This window comes from Candidatus Pseudomonas phytovorans (assembly GCA_029202525.1).
Lineage (GTDB): Bacteria > Pseudomonadota > Gammaproteobacteria > Pseudomonadales > Pseudomonadaceae > Aquipseudomonas > Aquipseudomonas phytovorans.
On record CP119325.1, the window covers coordinates 4,451,038 to 4,467,983 of the forward strand.

The following is a 16,946-nucleotide window of genomic DNA, read 5'->3' on the forward strand; positions in this document are numbered from 1 at the left end:
TAGCCCCTGCCGTTCAAGCCAGCAGCCTGTTTTTCGGACCCTCAACCCGCCAGGATGAAGTCCGCCACATTCACCGTGGTCGCATCCGCCACCCCCACCAGGCGGATGGAGTCGGCAGCGCCGATGTGAACCAGCGTATCCGCGCCAACATCGGCGATGGTGACGCTGGCCGCGAAGTTCGCCGCAGTGATGTTGAGGGCGGTGATATCCAGCCGGTCCTGGCCACCCGCCGCAATGGCATCGAAGTTGATGATCAGGTCGTTGCCGAAGCCGGCCGCGAACTGGAACACGTCATTGCCGTCGGTGGCAATCATCGTGTCGTTGCCGGCACCACCCACCACCGTATCGTTGCCCGCCGCACCGTTGAGGAAGTCGTTGCCGGCGCCCCCAATCAAGGTGTCGGTGCCGACGTCACCGAACAGCGTGTCGTTGCCATCGCCACCTTGCAGTGTGTCGTTGCCGTTGCCGCCGTCCAGGCTGTCATCACCGATGCCGCCCAGCAGGGTGTCGTTGCCGGCATCCCCCAACAGCGTGTCATTGCCGTCGCCGCCATCGAGGCTGTCATCGCCACCACCACCGTTCAGGCGGTCGGCACCCAGGCCGCCGAACAGCTGGTCGTTACCGGCGTCACCATTGAGAGTGTCGTTGCCGGCGTTGCCGTTGAGGATGTCGTTGCCGCCGTCACCGGCGAGCGTGTCATTGCCCGCCGCGCCGTTGATGATGTTGGCCAGGCCATTACCCGTGCCCGTAAAGTTGCCCACACCGGTATACGTCAGGTTCTCGACGTTGGCGGCCATGGTGTAGCTGGCCAGCGTGGTACGCACCAGGTCAGTGCCTGCTCCGTTGGCCTCGACCACAGCGTCCCCGGCATCATCCACCACATAGGTGTCGTTGCCCACGCCCCCCACCAGGCGGTCGGCACCCGCACCACCGCTAAGCAGGTCATTGCCGGCGCCACCGGTAATGGTGTTGGCCAGCGCGTTACCCGTACCGGTAAAGCTGCTGCTGCCGGTGTAGGTCAGGTTTTCGACGTTGGCACCCAGGGTGTAGGTGGCCAGGCTGGTCTGCACCAGGTCGGTCCCACCGTTCAGCGCCTCCGTCACCGTGTCACCCGCGTTGTCGACCACGAAGGTGTCGTTGCCGGCGCCGCCGTTCATGGCATCTGCGCCAAGCCCGCCGTTCAGGGTATCGTTGCCATCATCGCCATTGAGGATATCCGGATCGTCACCGCCGTTGAGGATGTCGTTGCCGACACCCCCGAACAACTGGTCGGCCCCGCCCAGACCATTCAGCGTGTCATTGCCGCCCAGGCCGGAGATCACATCATTGCCCGCACCACCGGTCAGGGTGTTGGCGGCATTGGTGCCCACCAGCGTCACGCCCGGCGGCACCACCACGGCAGCGGTTGCCGCCGAAGTCAGCGACTCCAGCGTGCCGAAGCCGTCGGTGTAGCGCACGATCACCCGCAGTTGCTGGTTACCCTGGGCAAAGCCCGGGGTAAAGGTAGCGGCAGTGGCACCGGCGATGTTGCTGAAGGTGCCGCCCGTGCCCTGCTGCCACTGGAAGCTGAAGGCCCCCACCCCATCCAGGTCGGCGATCCCGCCCGTCAGTGCGGTCAGCGTCTGGCCCCGGTCTGGCGTGGTGTCGCTGATCAGCACAGCACCAGTCGGTGCATCGTTGACGTTGGCCACCGGGTCGAGGATGTCGGAGGCGACACTTTCCTGTACGCCAAAGTCATCCACGTAGCTGACCACCACACGCATGTTCTGCCCCACTTGCGCCTGGGTCAGGACAAAGGTGCTGCTGATCGCGCCAACAATGTTGACCCAGCCCACCCCTCGGTTGGACTGCCACTGGAAGCTGAACTGCGGGTTGCTCAGGCCATCGGCATCGACGATGGTTGCCGGGTTGGCGGTAAGGGTCTGGTTTTGCACCAGCAAACCGGACACGGCAGGCCCGGCACTCGGGGCGCTGTTCGGCGTAGAGTCGACGATTTCCAGCGTGCCTTTGGCGTCCTGGTACACCGCACGTACGCGTATGCTCAGGCCGGCGACATCGTCCGTGACCCGGTAAGTAGAACCGATGGCTCGTGAAACCTCGCCTGCGGCTACAAAGGTGATGTCTTCATACACCCCTGAACCCGGCAGGGTCTCGACTTGCCAGTAATAGGCCACAGGGCCGTTGACCGCGCCAGTTGTGTTAGCCGCGCTGACGTTATCCGCATCATGCACCGCCAGCGGTGTAACGCGCAGCAGCTGGCCACTGACCGGTGTATCGTCACGCAGCCCGCTGGCAGCGTCGAGGATCGCCAGGTGCCCTGTAGGGCCTGCATTGACGGCGGTACCCACACCAGAAACCTGCGAACGGTCCGAGAACTGCAGCCGCTCGATACCGGTCAGGTGATCGACACCGTCACGCCCGGCCACCAGGTCGGTGACGATCACCGAGTTGCCATCAACCACCACGCTGTAGTCGGTGGCCACCCCCGAGAACACCGCCGTGTCATAGCTGTCGGTGCCATTGAGGATTTCCCGCACGATCACCAGCTGGCCCGGGTTGTAGGTGCCATTGAGCATGAACGGCACCATAGGCTCCATGCTGTTGAAGCTGGCGATTTCCGGGCCGGTGCCGTCGTGGTTGGCGCGCACGCTGATGCGCACGTTCAGCCACTTGTCACCGTCGAGGATGTCGTCGCCGCCTCGGCCTTCGAGCAGGTCGCTACCGCTGCCGCCAAGGATGATGTTGCCGCCATCGTAGAACGTGGCACCGGCAGCCAGCAGGCTGGACAGGCCATTGATCAGGCTGATGTTGGTCAGCACACTGCCGGTGGCGCCGGCAGTTGGCAGACTGGTGGCGTCTTCGTTGTCGCCGCGCAGGAAGTCGCCATGCGCCGAGCCCGACAAGCCTTCCATGATGTCGAAGCGCACCAGCGCCGAAGCGCCCGAGCCCGGTACGGGTGGCACATCGAAGAAGCGGTCGCTGTAGTCGATGGTCACGCCCTGGGCCAGGTCCTTGAAGGTTGCCCAGTCATAGCCCGAACCACCGATGTAGCGGTCGCCGAAGCCCAGGCTGCCAACCATGATGTCGTCGCCGCCTTCACCGTTGAACTTGTCGTTCTCGTTGCCGCCTATGAACACGTCGTTGCCAATGACAGGGTCGTTGCCGAGCGGGTCGAAGTTGTCGCCAGGCGCACCGTCCGAGGTGCCCTTCTCGATCCAGTCGTCACCTTCGTTACCCATGTCCTGCTCGTTGGCCTTGCTGCCCAGGATAAAGTCGTTGCCCTGGCCACCAATGGCTTCGGAGGCATCTTCACCGGTGACGATGAAGTCATTGCCGAAACCGCCGATGATCAGGTTGACGCCGTTGCCGCCGTGCAGCACATCGTTGCCGTCGCCGCCCTGAATGTTGTCGTCGCCGCCCATGTCGCTGATGATGTCGTCGCCGGCACCACCGCGCAGCTGGTCGTTGCCGTCGCCGCCTTCGATGCGGTCGTTGCCGGCATCGCCCCAGACGGTGTCGTCGCCTTCGCTGGACACCAGGATATCGTCCCCGCTGGTGCCGCCCAGCACGATGTGCTCGCCACCGGCATAGCGGATGTAGTGGGTGTCCGGGCCGGCAGTCAACGGGCTGTCGCGGAACACCACCTGCTCGCCGTTTTCGCCCAGCGGGTCGGCATGGCCGAGGCCGTCGTTGTATTGCTTGCTCTGGTCCAGTTCCAGGTAGAAGCCCGGGTCGGAGAACACCAGCCCCGGCAGGTGGGTGGCCGAGGTGTTGGCCATGATCAGCTTGGCGAACGAGTTGCTTTCCAGCTCGGCGTTCATCGACAGGCCAGAGGTTCGCTCCAGGTAGTAGAAACGGTCGCCGTCCTGCAGTTTCTCCATCTGGTTTTCGAACACGAAGTTGAAGGTGCTGCCAAGCATGCCGCCGAACGGGGTCTTCGCTTCGGCCAGGCCGCCGATCCACAGGTCGATGGCATCGACACCGGTTACGGTAACCGCCCGCAGGTCATCAGCGGTGCCCAGCACGCCATCCTTGCCAGGCAGCGTCACGTTCGCGTAGGCGCCGCTGCTGTTGAGGAAGTCCAGGCGGTCGGCCGGCGCGCCATCGCCGCCGAATACCAGGGCCATGGCCGCGGCACGTTTTTCCAGCAGTGTGGTGGCCCCGGTGATGGTGTTATGGGTGCCATAAGCCGCGATGAAGTTGATCAACGACTCGGGGTGCTTCAGGTGCTGCACCAGGTCGACCCAGCTGGTGTACGGCTTGAGCTGGGTATCACCGGTTTGGCCGTAGATGTCCCGGCGCACGGCGTTCAGCGAAGGGATGCCAACGTCGCGCCCCCGGGCAATGTTGATCGCCGGCAGGTCCAGTGGCAGGCCAAGCAGGTTGTTGCGCAGCGCCTCGGTGACGAACTCGTCGATTTCGTTGCCGCCCTGGCGGGTGACCCCGCGTACGATGGCGCTGGTGGCATCCTCGGGGGTGACGCCACTCGCGGCATAGGCCAACGGGTTGAGGAACGCTGCAATCAGCCCCAGTTGCTGGTCAGGGTTGGCGCTGGCCGGGTCCTTGATGACATTGAAGTCGACGTCGAAGCGGTCGACCGTCTCGGTCAGCATGGAGTGGCCGAAGCGGTAAACGGTGTGGGCGAACTCGGCCACGATCGATGCGTCGAGGTCGACGTCGTACACCTGGGTCGGGGCAAAGAACAGGTCGACCCGCGGTTGCACGGTACGGGCGAACTCTTCGAACACCAGGTGCTGGTACTGCATCTCCGTGCCGAACTTGGCCGCCTGGAACAGGCGTTCGCCGTTCCATACCAGGGCATCGATCTCGGCCGGGGTGACCGGCAATGCAGCTACCGGGTTGAGCAGCCATTCGTTGAGGAAGACCAGGTCGTGCGAGTCGAGCACGGTGTCCATGGTCTGCGCCACCAAGCGGTTGTGCTCGGAGTGGAAGATGGCATGCACTGCAGTCAGGCCGATGTTTTCGTTGACCCGACCGTCGCCGGCGACGTAATGCGCGTCCAGCAGTTCGTTGTCGTAGGCCAGGTTGGCACCGGTCTGCGGGTTGACCGGCACCGCGTTGCCAGCAACGTTGTCGGCATCCGGCGCCAGCACGCCACCACTGAACACGGGCACCGCGTTATGGGCAATGTCGGCGAGGAACTGGTGCCCCGTGCGCACGGCGTTGGTCAGGTTGAGCGGTGCCAAGGGGTTGCCTTCGACCTGCTGGTCATCGGCAGTGCCGGCAATGCCGTCGAGGCCCTTCATCACCACCAACGGGTAGCCATTCGGCCCCTTGATGAAGTTGCCGTACGCGTCGGTTGCCAGCAGCGGCACGTTGTCGACGTCGGCATCGGTCAGATTGATGCCCAGCAGGTCGCGGGCCTGGGCCTTGAGCACCTTCCAGGTCGCCATGCCGCCGATTTCGCTGTCGTCGGCAGTGCCGAACTTGCCATCGGCGCCCAGGTCACGGTTGGTGAGCAGCCGGCCAGTGGCCACGGGGCCGTCGTCGGTCATCATGTAGGCACGCAGGAACACCTGGTGCGAGGGGTGCGAGCTGTAGGTCTGGTTCTGGTCCACGAACGGCGTGGTGGTGTTGGTGTGCTCGTGGATGTCGTCGGCGTTGCCGAGGATGCCGTCCGGCCCTGGCAGGTTGGTGGCACGGGTCACCACCATGAAGTTGGTGAAACCACCTTCCACGTAGAGCGGGTCATCGGGTTGCAGCGGGATGTAGACGGTACCCGAACCACCCTTGGTGACCAGGTCCAGGCCATGGTCGAAGAACTGCCCGAAGAAGGTCATCCAGGCGTTGAACGGCGCGGACAGGCCGGCATCGGCTGCCGTGTTTTCGAACAGATACACATCGTGGTCGTCGGTGGTGCCGAACTGGCCGTCCATGCCGGGGCTGGCGACGATCCGCACACCGTCCTTGAGCACATCGTCGTTGCCCACGGCGCCGAAGTTGAGCACGCCATCTGCGCCCGGGTCATACGCCGTGGCATAGGCGGCCGGGTTGTTGGAGGTCTGGTCGACGATCAGGTTGCTGATGGTGCGCGGCTGCGAATCGAACACCGGGCCGCTGGTCTGCTGGTACGACGAGCCAGGAATAGCCGGCGAGCCTGGGCCGAAGAAGCCGGCCGGGGCGCCTTCTGCGGGGTTGAACACCGGGTCGGTCAGACGCGGGAAGACGTTATCGGCAGCACCGAACTGGGTGTTGTTGTGGCCGTTGAGGTTCATCAGGTTGTTGTTCGAGCCATCTACGGCGCGCAGGCCCAGCGCCGAGCGGATGTTGGGGATCAGCGAGAGAATGTCCTGCCCGGCGGCATCAGCTTCGGCGATCTTGATCTGGGCCAGGATGAAGTTGAGGTCGGAGCGCACCATGTGCAGCCCCTCGCCCCCCGCTGTGGCATCCACGACCGGCGTCGCTGGCGTCGGGACCACGGGGGCGCCCGGCTCCACAACCGCAGTTGGCGTGGAGTACAGTATTTCGGTGGTGCCATGGGCGTCCTGGTAGATTGCCTTGACCCGCAGGCTCAGCCCGGCAAGGTCTGGCGACACCTTGAACGAGGTGCCATCGGCGCTCTGGAACGCCAGGTCACCGGCCGGTAGCAGGATGATGTCCTGGAACACACCGCTGCCAGGATCGGCCTCGAACTGCCAGTAGTACGACACGGAACGATCGGCGAGCGTACCCAAGGGGTTGCCTGCGCTTATGTTGTCGGCGTCCCGTACGCCCGCCACGCTTACTGTAAGCATGTCGCCCACGGTGATCGCCCCGCCGTTGCCATCAAGCAGTGTCGGGCTGCCGGTGGGCTGCGCGTTCACACCGCTCACCAGCACACGCTGGCTGTCGGCGAACTGCAAGCGTTCGATGTGCAGCAGGGTATCGACGCCGTCACGGCCAGCCACGGTATCGGTCACCGTCCACACATCATCGGCGACATCGGCAGTGCCCTTGGTGTTCTGGGTCACCACGTACTCGCTCTGCACCCCCGAATACACGGCCGTGTCGAAGGCCGCCCCGCCAGTCGAGGTACCGGGCAGAATCTCGCGCACGGCTTTCAGCTGACCGGGGTTATAGGTGCGGTCGAGCATGAACGGGATCATGTCGACCATGCTGTCGAAGCTGGCGATCTCGGGGCCGGTGTGGTTGACGTCGCCTGGGGCGTATACGGCAATGCGCACGTTCAGCCATTTGTCGCCGTCGATCAGGTCATCGCCGCCACGGCCTTCGATCAGGTCGCTGCCATTGCCACCGAGCATGATGTTGCCGGTGGCAAAGCCCGTGGTCGGCAACCCGGCATCGGCCAGGACCTGCTGCAACCCGCGGATCAACGCCACGTTGGTGAGGGCGCTGCCGGTGGCACCACCATGGTTGAGGATGGTCACGGCATCGACGTCATCGCCCTTGAGTACATCGGCGTAGTTCGAGCCGGACACCCCCTCGACCTCGGCAAAGCGGTCGAGGATGCTGGCCGGCGAGGCGCCGACCGGGTTGAACACGCCGGCGTTCTGGTTTGGCGCATTACCATGGGGCTGGGCCAGCGCTGCCAGGCTCAGGTCAACGGTGACGCCGACCTTGTCGTTCTTGTTGGTGATCCAGTCGAAGCCGGACATGCCATCCATCTTGTCCTGGGCATCGCTGCCGACAAAGATGTCGTCGCCGCCCTCGCCGATCATTTCGTCAAAGCCACCCCCACCGACGAAGATGTCGTTGCCAATGACCTCGTCACCCAGCAAGGGCGCGAAGTTGTCGCCAGGCGCACCGTCCTGGGTGCCCTTCTCGATCCAGTCGTCACCTTCGTTGCCGGTCGGTGGCAGGTTGGTCTTGGCGCCGAGGATGAAGTCGTCGCCCTGGCCACCAAAGGTAGTGCTGATGTCTTCGGTGGTGATGATGAAGTCCTGGCCGTCGCCACCCAGGATCAGGTTACCGGCAACCCCCATGCTGCCAGCGACGATCACGTCGTTACCGGCGTTACCCTCCAGGCGGTTGTCGCCGAACGAGTCGGTGATGATGTCGTCGCCTGCGCCGCCCAGCACCGCATCGTTGCCGGCCCCGCCTTCGAGCACGTCATCACCGGCATCGCCATAGACGGTGTCGTCGCCCTCACCGGAGATGATGATGTCGTTGCCAGCGGTGCCACCCAGCACCACATGGTCTTCTCCGGTGTAATGCAGGTAGTTGCTGTCTGGCCCCACGGTATCGGGGTTGTCGCGAATCACCAGCGGCACGATTTCAACGCCGTTTATCTCGATGCCGCCCGTGGGGTCGGCCTTGCCGTCGGCACCCAGCCCCGTGAACTGGTTGGCCTGGTTCACTTCCAGGGTGAAGGTGGGCGTGAGGAACACGGTGTTGGACAGGTGGGTGACGTCGGAGTTGAGCATGATCAGCTTGGCGAAGGAGTTGTTCTCCAGCTCCGTACCAAAGTTCATGCCTGCTGTGCGCGACAGGTAATAGAAACGGTCGCCGTTCTGCAGCGACTCCAGCTGGGTTTCGAAGACGAAGTTGAAGCTGGAACCCAGCATGCCGCCAAAGGGCATTTTCTTCTCGGCCAGGCCGCCGACCCAGAAGTCGATGGCATCGACCCCGGTTACGGTCACACCGGTAATGTCGTCGGCCGTGCCGGCGATGCCGTCCTTGCCGGCCAGCGTCACGTTGGCATAGGCGCCGGTGCCGTTGAGGAAGTCCAGGCGGTCGAGCGGTGAGCCGCTACCGCCAAGCACCAGCGATACTGCGGCGGCGCGTTTGCCCGCTTCGGTAGTGGCGCTGGTGATGGTGGAGTGAGTGCCGTAGGCGGCGATGAAGTTGATCAGCGACGCCGGGTGCTTGAGGTGGTCGGCAAAGTCGGCCCAGCTGATATAGGGCTTGAGCTGGCTATCGCCCGTTGCGGCGTAGAACTCGCGGCGGGCCTCGTTCAGGCCAGGGATACCAGTGTCACGGCCACGGGCGATGTTCAGCGCGGGCAGGTCCAGCGGCAGGCCGAGCAGGTTGTTGCGCAGCGCCTCGGTGACGAACTCGTCGATCTCGTTGCCCACCTGGCGGGTCACGCCGCGGATGATTGCACCGGCCGCTTCGTCGGCGGTGGCACCGCTGCCAGCGAATGCCAGCGGGTTGAGGAAGGCGGCGATCAGGCCCAGTTGCTGGTCAGGGTTGTCTGGATCGCCAGACACCGGGTTGAACGACGAGTCGAAGCGGTCGACGGTTTCGGTCAGCATCGAGTGACCGAAGCGGTACACCACATGAGCGAACTCGGCGAGGATCGCCGGGTTGATCGAGGTGTCATAGCCGTTAGGTGCCAGGAATTCGTCGATCTGCGGCTGAATGGTGCGGGCGAACTCTTCGAACACCAGGTGCTGGTACTGCATTTCGGTGCCGAACTTGGCGGCCTGGAACAGCCGCTCGCCATCCCATACCAGCGCGGCAATGCCGGCAGGCGTGGTGGGGATGGCGATCACGTCGTCAATCAGCCACTCGTTGAGGAACGCCAGGTCGCCTGCAGCCAACAGGGTGTCCTTGGTTTGCTGCACCAGGCGGTTGTGCTCGGAGTGGAACACGTGGTGCACGGCGGTCAGGCCGATGTTTTCGTTTACCCGGCCGTCACCGGCAATGTAGTGGGCGTCGAGCAGTTCGTTGTCGTAGGTCAGGTTGTTGCCGCCCTGGCCGACAGGCTGCGCGTTGCCAACCAGGCTGTCCGCGTCTGCCTGCAGCACGCCGCCCACCACTACTGGCTCAGCGTTGTGGGCAATGTCGTCGAGGAAGGCGTGCCCGGTGCGCATCGCGTTGGCCAGGCTGATGGGCGCGGCCCGGTTGCCTTCGACCAGCGTGGTGACGTCGTCGGCGGTGCCGGCAATGCCGTCGGCGCCATTGTTCACGCGCATGACCACCTGCGGCATGCCGTTTGGCCCGCGCAGGAAGTTGCCATAAGCATCGGTCGCAAGCAGCGGCACGCTGTGCACGTCGGCGTCGGTCAGGTTGATGCCCAGCAGGTCACGGGCCTGGGCTTTGACCACCGCCCAGGTGGCCATGCCACCCCCTTCTGCGTTGCCGTCGTCGGCAGTGCCAAACCTGCCGTCAGCCCCCAGGTCCCGGTTGGTGATCAGGCCGCCGGTGGCCTGCGGGTCGCCTGCTGCGTCCAGCGTGTATTCGCGCAGGAACACTTGGTGCGAGGGGTGCGAGCTGTAGGTCTGGCTCTGGTCCACGAACGGTGAAGTAGTGTTGGGCTGGCCATCGTCAGCAGTACCTACCACGCCATCAGCACCGGCCGTGCGCACAGCACGTGACAGCACCATGAAGTTGGTCGGGCTATTGGCGTTGTAAAGCGGGTCGTCCGGGCGCAGCGGGATGAACACGATGTCGGTGCTGCTCTTGGTCACCAGGTCCAGGCCGTGGTCGAAGAACTGGCCGAAGAAGGTCATCCAGGCGTTGAAGCCGGCAGTCAGCCCGGCGTCCGCCGACACGTTGGGAATGAAGAACACCGGCTTGTCGTCAGCGGTGCCGAACACGCCATCGATACCGGGGCTCATCACCGGGGCGGCACCGCCGTTGGCCTCGACTGCGGCCGGGTTGTTGGCTGTCTGGTCGACGATCAGGTTGCTGATGGTGCGCGGTTGCGAATCGACGACCGTGCCGGTACCGACATAGTTGGCGCGGTACGAGGCATCGAGCAGGCGCAGGAACGAATTGTCGGCTGCGCCGAACTCGCTCTGCCCGGCCACCAGGTTGTTGTAGCTGCCGTCGACGGTGCGCAGGCCGAATGGCACCTGGCTGTTGGGCAGCAGGTCGATCAGGCTGGCGCCATCGGCGTGCGCTTCAGCGATGAATATTTGCTTGAGGATGAATTCCAGGTCCGACTTGCTGAAATTGGCCATTGCAGATGCCCTCGATCTTTCGGGAGAAATCACAGGGCAACAGGGTCCTTCCCGCGCCCAGTCAGTGTTGACGTGCGCAGTTTCTGATTAAGGGGTTCTGGGGACAGCTGGGCGGATTTGTGCTGACGCCACTGGCCTCATCGCCGACGAGCAGGTCCCCCCTCAACGGCAAGAACCTTGTTAACTGTGCGATACAGCGGTGTAACGCACGTGTATCGACCCCGTCTCACTCAGGGCCCGAATACATCAGACTAAAGTCGTAGGCGAAAAGCTTGTCAATATACCGTCAAAAAAAACGTCTACCGATGAGCATGCGATGCAACTATCTGTTTTTCGTCGACTTATGAAAAGTTCAAAGAATTTATAGAGCAAAAAGATATTACAAGGTGTTTCGGCACGCCCTACGCTGCTGCTTACAACAAGCGCGCAACGGTCCCCCCGTTTGCGAGCCGTCCAGAAGCCAGAAGTACCGTTGTACGGGGCGTCGCAAGGGCTCCCCGTTTTGTGACAAGGGAGGCCTTCGATGCAAAAGCCGCTACGTACCCGTTCAGAACTGGCCGACACCCTGTTTCGCCTGCGCCGTAGTTTTTACGCCCTGGCCGCCTTCAGCGGCGTGATAAACGTCATGATGTTGACGCCGGCTGTTTACATGCTGCAGGTGTATGACCGCGCGCTGGTCAGCCGGAACGTCACCACCCTGGGCATGCTAACCCTGCTGGTCGTCGGGTTGTTCCTGCTGATGTCGGCGCTGGAGATGACCCGTACCCGGGTGCTGATCCGGGTAGGCAACTGCCTGGACATGGCGCTGAACCGACGCATCTTCAGCGCCGCCTTCGAGCGCAACCTGAGCCGCGCTGGCGGCAACCCGGCGCAGGCCCTGCATGACCTGGCGCAGGTGCGGCAGTTTCTGACCGGCAACGGCCTGTTCGCCTTTTTCGATGCCCCGTGGACGCCGATCTACCTGGTGGTCTGCTACCTGATCCACCCCTGGCTCGGGCTGGTGACGATGATCGGCTCGCTGACCCTGGTGGGATTGGCCTACCTCACTGAAAAGGCCACACAAAAACCACTGGCCGAAGCCAACCAGGCGTCACTGTCGTCGGCCAGCTATGCCAACAACAACCTGCGCAACGCCGAAGTGATCGAGGCCATGGGCATGCTGCCGTCGATCGGCAAGCGCTGGTACCAGGGCCACTTGCGCATCCTGCAGATGCAGACCCTGGCCTCTGACCGCGCGGCGCTGATCAGCAGCACCGGGCGCTTCGTGCGCATCACCTTGCAGTCGCTGATCCTGGGTACCGGCGCACTGCTGGCAATCGAAGGCAAGATCACCCCCGGCATGATGATCGCCTGCTCGATCCTGACCGGCCGCGCCCTGGGCCCGGTGGAACAGGTGATTGCCTCATGGAAGCAGCTGCTGGGCTGCCGCCTGGCCTGGGGCCGGCTCAACGAGCTGCTGCAGGACTACCCGCAACGGCCTCCGAGCATGTCGCTGCAACGGCCGATGGGCATGCTGGCCGTGGAAAACGTGATTGCCGGCGCCCCCGGCACCAACACCAGCATCGTGCGCGGGGTGAGCTTCAGCCTGGTGCCGGGTGAAAGCCTGGGCATCATCGGCCCTTCGGCCTCGGGCAAGTCCACCCTCGCCCGCCTGCTCGTGGGTGTGTGGCCGGCCCAAGCGGGCAAGGTACGCCTGGACGGGGCTGATATCTTTACCTGGAACAAGGCCGAACTGGGCCCGTGGCTGGGCTACCTGCCGCAGGACGTCGAGCTGTTCGAGGGCACCATTGCCGAAAACATCGCGCGCTTTGCCGAGGTGGACAGCGATGCGGTCATCCGCGCCGCCCGCAGCAGCGGTGTGCACGACATGATCCTGCACTTCCCGCAGGGCTATGACACCCGCCTGGCGGCCGACGGCACCCCGCTGTCCGGTGGCCAGAAGCAACGCATCGCCCTGGCTCGCGCGCTGTACGGCGAACCCAACCTGGTGGTACTGGACGAGCCCAACGCCAACCTCGATGACGTCGGCGAGAAAGCCTTGGTCGATGCGCTGGCCGAGTTGAAGGCGCGCGGTGCCACGGTAATTCTGATTTCGCACAGGCCCAACGTACTGTGCGCGGTAGACAAGATACTGATGCTGCGCGACGGCGCAGTGCACATGCTCGGCAGCCGTGACGAAGTGTTCGCGGCCCTGCGCAAGGCCAGCGTGATTCCAGCGGCCAACACGGCCCCGCTGGCTTCGGTAAAAGTACGGGAGTAGCCGATCATGCAGCTGACTCAACACTCCGAATTGATTCCCGCCGAAGCCAAAGACCTGATCGACCTTGACGCAGGCCGGCCGGCTCGCTGGGGCGTGTGGATGGTGATCGCAGGTTTTGGCGGTTTCCTGCTGTGGTCTTGCCTGGCGCCTCTGGACGCAGGCGTGGTGGCCACCGGCACGGTCAAGGTCACCAGCAACCGCAAGGCGGTGCAGCACCTGAGCGGTGGCACGGTCGAGGCGATTCTGGTGCGCGAAGGCGATGTGGTCAGAAAAGGCCAGGAGGTGGTACGCCTCGACGCGTTGCGCGCCGTGGCCGAGCAAGGCGCGCTCAGTGCCCAGTACATCGTCAGCAAGAGCGTGGAAAACCGCCTGGAAGCCGAACGCGATGGCCGCGACACGGTCACCTTCGACCCGGCCCTGCTCACGCACTACGGCAATGACCCAAGGCTGCTGGCGGCCATGGACCTGCAACAGCGCCTGCTCGACACCCGCCGCGCCGGCCTCGCCGGTGAGCTGAGCATCCTTGAAGAAAACCTCGCTGCATCGGCCGTGCAGCTCAAGGGCCTGCAGCAGGTGTATGGCGCCCGCGCTTCGCAAATCGGCTTCCTCGGCCAGGAACTGCAAGGCACCCGGGTGCTGGCCGCCGAAGGCTATGTACCGCGCAACCGCCTGCTGGAACTGGAGCGCAGCAACGCCGACCTGTCCGCCGGCCAGGCCGAAAACCTCAACAACATTGCCCGGGCGCGCAGCCAGGCTACCGAGATCAAGCTGCGCATGCTGCAGCGCCAGCACGACTACCTGAAGGAAGTGGAATCGCAACTGACCGACACCGCCAAGGAAAACACCACCTTGGCCGACCGCTTGCGTGCGCTGGATTATGAAGTGAGCCACACGGTGATCCGCTCGCCCATCGACGGCATGATCCAGGGCCTGAGCATCGCCACGGTCGGCGGCATCATCCAGCCTGGCGCCAAGATCATGGAAGTGGTGCCGCTCGACCAGCCGCTGCAGGTGGACGCGATGATCCCGGTGCAGGCCATCGACAAGATGGTCCCGGGCCTGGACGTGGACATCGCCTTCCCGGCCTTCAACCACGCGCAGACGCCGAACATACCCGGGCGGGTGAAGACCATTTCCGCCGACCGCCTGCTCGACGAAGAAAGCAAGCAGCCCTTCTACCTGGCCCAGGTGGAAGTGACGCCAGCCGGCATGGGCCTGCTGGGCAGCAACCACATCCGCCCCGGCATGCCTGCCACCGTCACCATCAAGACCGGCGAGCGCAACCTGCTCAGCTACCTGCTCAAACCCATGCTCGAACGCGTCGACGCCGCGTTCAAGGAGCAATGACATGAAACGCCCGTGCCTGATGGTGTGCTTGCTGGGGGTTGCCGTACAGGCCAGTGCCATGGACCTGAAGCAAGCCTGGGATTTGTTGCAGTACCAGGGCCCGATCTATCAAGCCGCCGTGCATGAGAAGCAAGCCGGCAGCGAGAACCGCGCCATCGGCGAGGCCGGCCTGCTGCCACAGATCAACGCCTCGGCCTATTTCAACAGGGTCAATGGCAGCCAGCGCCAGAGTGGCCAGGATCGAGACCTGGACTACGACTCCAAAGGCGCCAATGTGCGCCTGCGCCAACCGCTGTTCAACAAGCAGAAGATGGCCGAGTACCGCCAGGGCCAGCAACGGGCCGATTACAGCGTGGCGGTGTTCGACGCCAAGAGCCAGGACGCTGCGGTACGCCTGGCCGATGCCTACTTCGACGTGCTGCTGGCCAGCGAAACCATCACCTTGGCCAAGGCCAAGCTGAACGCCTTCGAAGAGCAACTGGCTTCGGCGAAACGGCGCAAGGAGCTGGGCGCCGGTACCATTACCGACGTCGATGAGTCGGTGGCCCGCCGTGACCTGGCCGAGGCCGACCTGATCGATGCCCAGGATAACCTGGTCAATGCCCGCCGCAAGCTGGAGGAGTACATAGGTGAAACCCCGCAGGCGCTGACCACCTTGCAGCCGGGCTTCAATACACCGCCGCTGATGCCGGGCAACCTGCAGGACTGGCTGGTGAAAGCACAGGCCGACAGCCCGCTGATTCACGCGCGCCGGCACAGCTACGAGCTGGCCGAAGAAGAAGTCAATCGCGCCCGTGCCGGGCACTACCCTACCCTGGATTTCGTGGCGGGTTACAACGCCGGCAGCAGCCAGTCGATTTCCGAGCTCAACCAGCGCAACCACTACAGCTCCATCGGGCTGGAGCTGAACATTCCGCTGTACAGCGGCGGCAGCACCAGCGCCCTGACCCGCCAGGCCAGCGCCAACAGTTCCAAGGCCCTGGATGAACTGGACGCCACCCGCCAGGAGGTGATTTCTGGCACCACCCGCGAGTACCGCGGCGTGCAGAGCGGCGCCTTGCGCATTCATGCACTGGAAAAGGCCGTGGCTTCCAACGAGCGCTCGCTGACCTCGACCCGCAAGGGCTTCAAGGAAGGCGGCACCAGCACCAACTCGGATGTCCTCAATGCCGAGGAACTGCTGTATGACGCCCGCCACGACCTGTTCGAGGCAAAGCTGAACTACCTGATGTCGCGGCTGCGCCTGGCCTCGTCAGTGGGTAGCCTGGGGGATGACGATATCGAGCAGGTGAACGACTATCTGGGGCCGGAACTCTTGGTGACTAACTGAGGGAATCTGAAGGTTGACGCAATCCTTGGGGAGCAGCTGTCTTGCGTAAAATTTAAACAGCGTGCGCGATCCCTGTGGGAGCGGGCTTGCCCGCGAACACCGGCGAAGCCGGTGCCATCCACCGTGCTGGATTCTTCGCGGGCACGCCCGCTCCCACAGAGGACCGCGTTGACGTTGCAGCCTATGCATAGCTGCGACGCATTTCTTCGCGCTATGATCGGACACCCTGCCGCGGACGCCCTGCCCCATGCCCGTAGACCTTCAAGCCTTGTACCCCAGGTTGATCCACCTGATGCTGGACACCGTGTTCGTGGTCGACAGGGACAACCAGATCGCCTTCGTCAGCGATGCCTGCGAGGCGCTGTTGGGTTACAAGCCCGGTGAAATGATCGGCACTCCGATTACCGACTACATGCACCCTGACGACCTCGCGGCCACACGCGCGTCGATTGTGCGGGTGATGAACGGCCAGCCCCATTACGATTTCCGTAACCGCTATGTGCGCAAAGATGGCGGTATCGTGCACATCCTGTGGGCAGCCAGCTGGTCCGAAGAGGCTCAAGCGCGTATCGGTGTGGCGCGCGATGTAACCGCCCTGCGCCAGGCCGAAGATGAACTGCGTTTTTTGGCCCATCACGACCCGCTGACCCGGCTGGCCAACCGCGCCATGTTCAATGAACGGCTGGACACAGCCCTCGCCGCCGCTCGGCGGCACGATCACACGCTGGCGTTGCTGTTTCTGGATATCAACGACTTCAAGCAAATCAACGATGTGCACGGGCATGCCGTGGGTGACAGGGTGCTGTGCACGCTGGCGCGGCGGCTGGAAGGCTGTGTAAGCGCCACCGACACGGTGGCGCGCATGGGCGGTGACGAATTCACCGTGCTGTTGACCGATTGCCCGTCGCCAGAGGCCATTGCCGAGCAGGTAGCGGGTATTCTGGCGGCCATGGCCGAACCACTCGGTATGGCGCTGTCCGGTATAGACGCGCCGTCCTGCAGCATCGGCGTGGCGTGTTTCCCTGAGGATGGCCACGATGCCGACACGCTGCTGCGTCATGCCGATGGGGATATGTACCGGGTCAAGCGCAAACACACGGCGACCGGGTAACGATACCCCCTGCGCTTCAGCGCCGGACCT

At 63.8% G+C, this 16,946-nt stretch carries 5 protein-coding genes; 4 read left to right on the forward strand and 1 reads right to left on the reverse strand.

The window, feature by feature from the left end; translation table 11 throughout:
- Positions 1-41: 41 nt before the first annotated feature.
- Positions 42-10,868 carry a peroxidase family protein gene (locus P0Y58_19600; protein ID WEK29101.1) on the reverse strand — a complete coding sequence of 3,609 codons (10,827 nt, stop codon included), beginning with the start codon at positions 10,866-10,868 and terminating at the stop codon, positions 42-44.
- A gap of 523 nt (positions 10,869-11,391) precedes the next feature.
- On the opposite strand from P0Y58_19600, the gene P0Y58_19605 reads away from it, so the two are divergent.
- From P0Y58_19605 to P0Y58_19620, 4 genes are all read left to right on the forward strand, one after another.
- On the forward strand, positions 11,392-13,128 hold the full coding sequence (locus tag P0Y58_19605) for a type I secretion system permease/ATPase (protein ID WEK29102.1): 1,737 nt from the start codon (positions 11,392-11,394) through the stop codon (positions 13,126-13,128).
- 6 nt (positions 13,129-13,134) lie between these two features.
- The gene (locus tag P0Y58_19610) at positions 13,135-14,475 is read left to right on the forward strand and encodes an HlyD family type I secretion periplasmic adaptor subunit (protein WEK29103.1); all 1,341 of its coding nucleotides are present in this window, start codon (positions 13,135-13,137) and stop codon (positions 14,473-14,475) included.
- 1 nt (position 14,476) lies between these two features.
- Positions 14,477-15,805, forward strand: a complete 1,329-nt coding sequence (locus P0Y58_19615) for a TolC family outer membrane protein (GenBank protein WEK29104.1) — start codon at positions 14,477-14,479, stop codon at positions 15,803-15,805.
- 247 nt (positions 15,806-16,052) lie between these two features.
- A complete protein-coding gene (locus P0Y58_19620; protein ID WEK29105.1) occupies positions 16,053-16,916 on the forward strand; it encodes a sensor domain-containing diguanylate cyclase in 864 nt (287 codons plus the stop codon).
- Positions 16,917-16,946: the final 30 nt, after the last annotated feature.

Bases quoted from the DNA above. Each gene is read 5' to 3' on its own strand.
- P0Y58_19600 (WEK29101.1), bottom strand. From the start codon at position 10,868: ATGGCCAATTTCAGCAAGTCGGACCTGGAATTCATCCTCAAGCAAATA.
- P0Y58_19615 (WEK29104.1), top strand. From the start codon at position 14,477: ATGAAACGCCCGTGCCTGATGGTGTGCTTGCTGGGGGTTGCCGTACAG.
- P0Y58_19605 (WEK29102.1), top strand. From the start codon at position 11,392: ATGCAAAAGCCGCTACGTACCCGTTCAGAACTGGCCGACACCCTGTTT.
- P0Y58_19610 (WEK29103.1), top strand. From the start codon at position 13,135: ATGCAGCTGACTCAACACTCCGAATTGATTCCCGCCGAAGCCAAAGAC.
- P0Y58_19620 (WEK29105.1), top strand. From the start codon at position 16,053: ATGCCCGTAGACCTTCAAGCCTTGTACCCCAGGTTGATCCACCTGATG.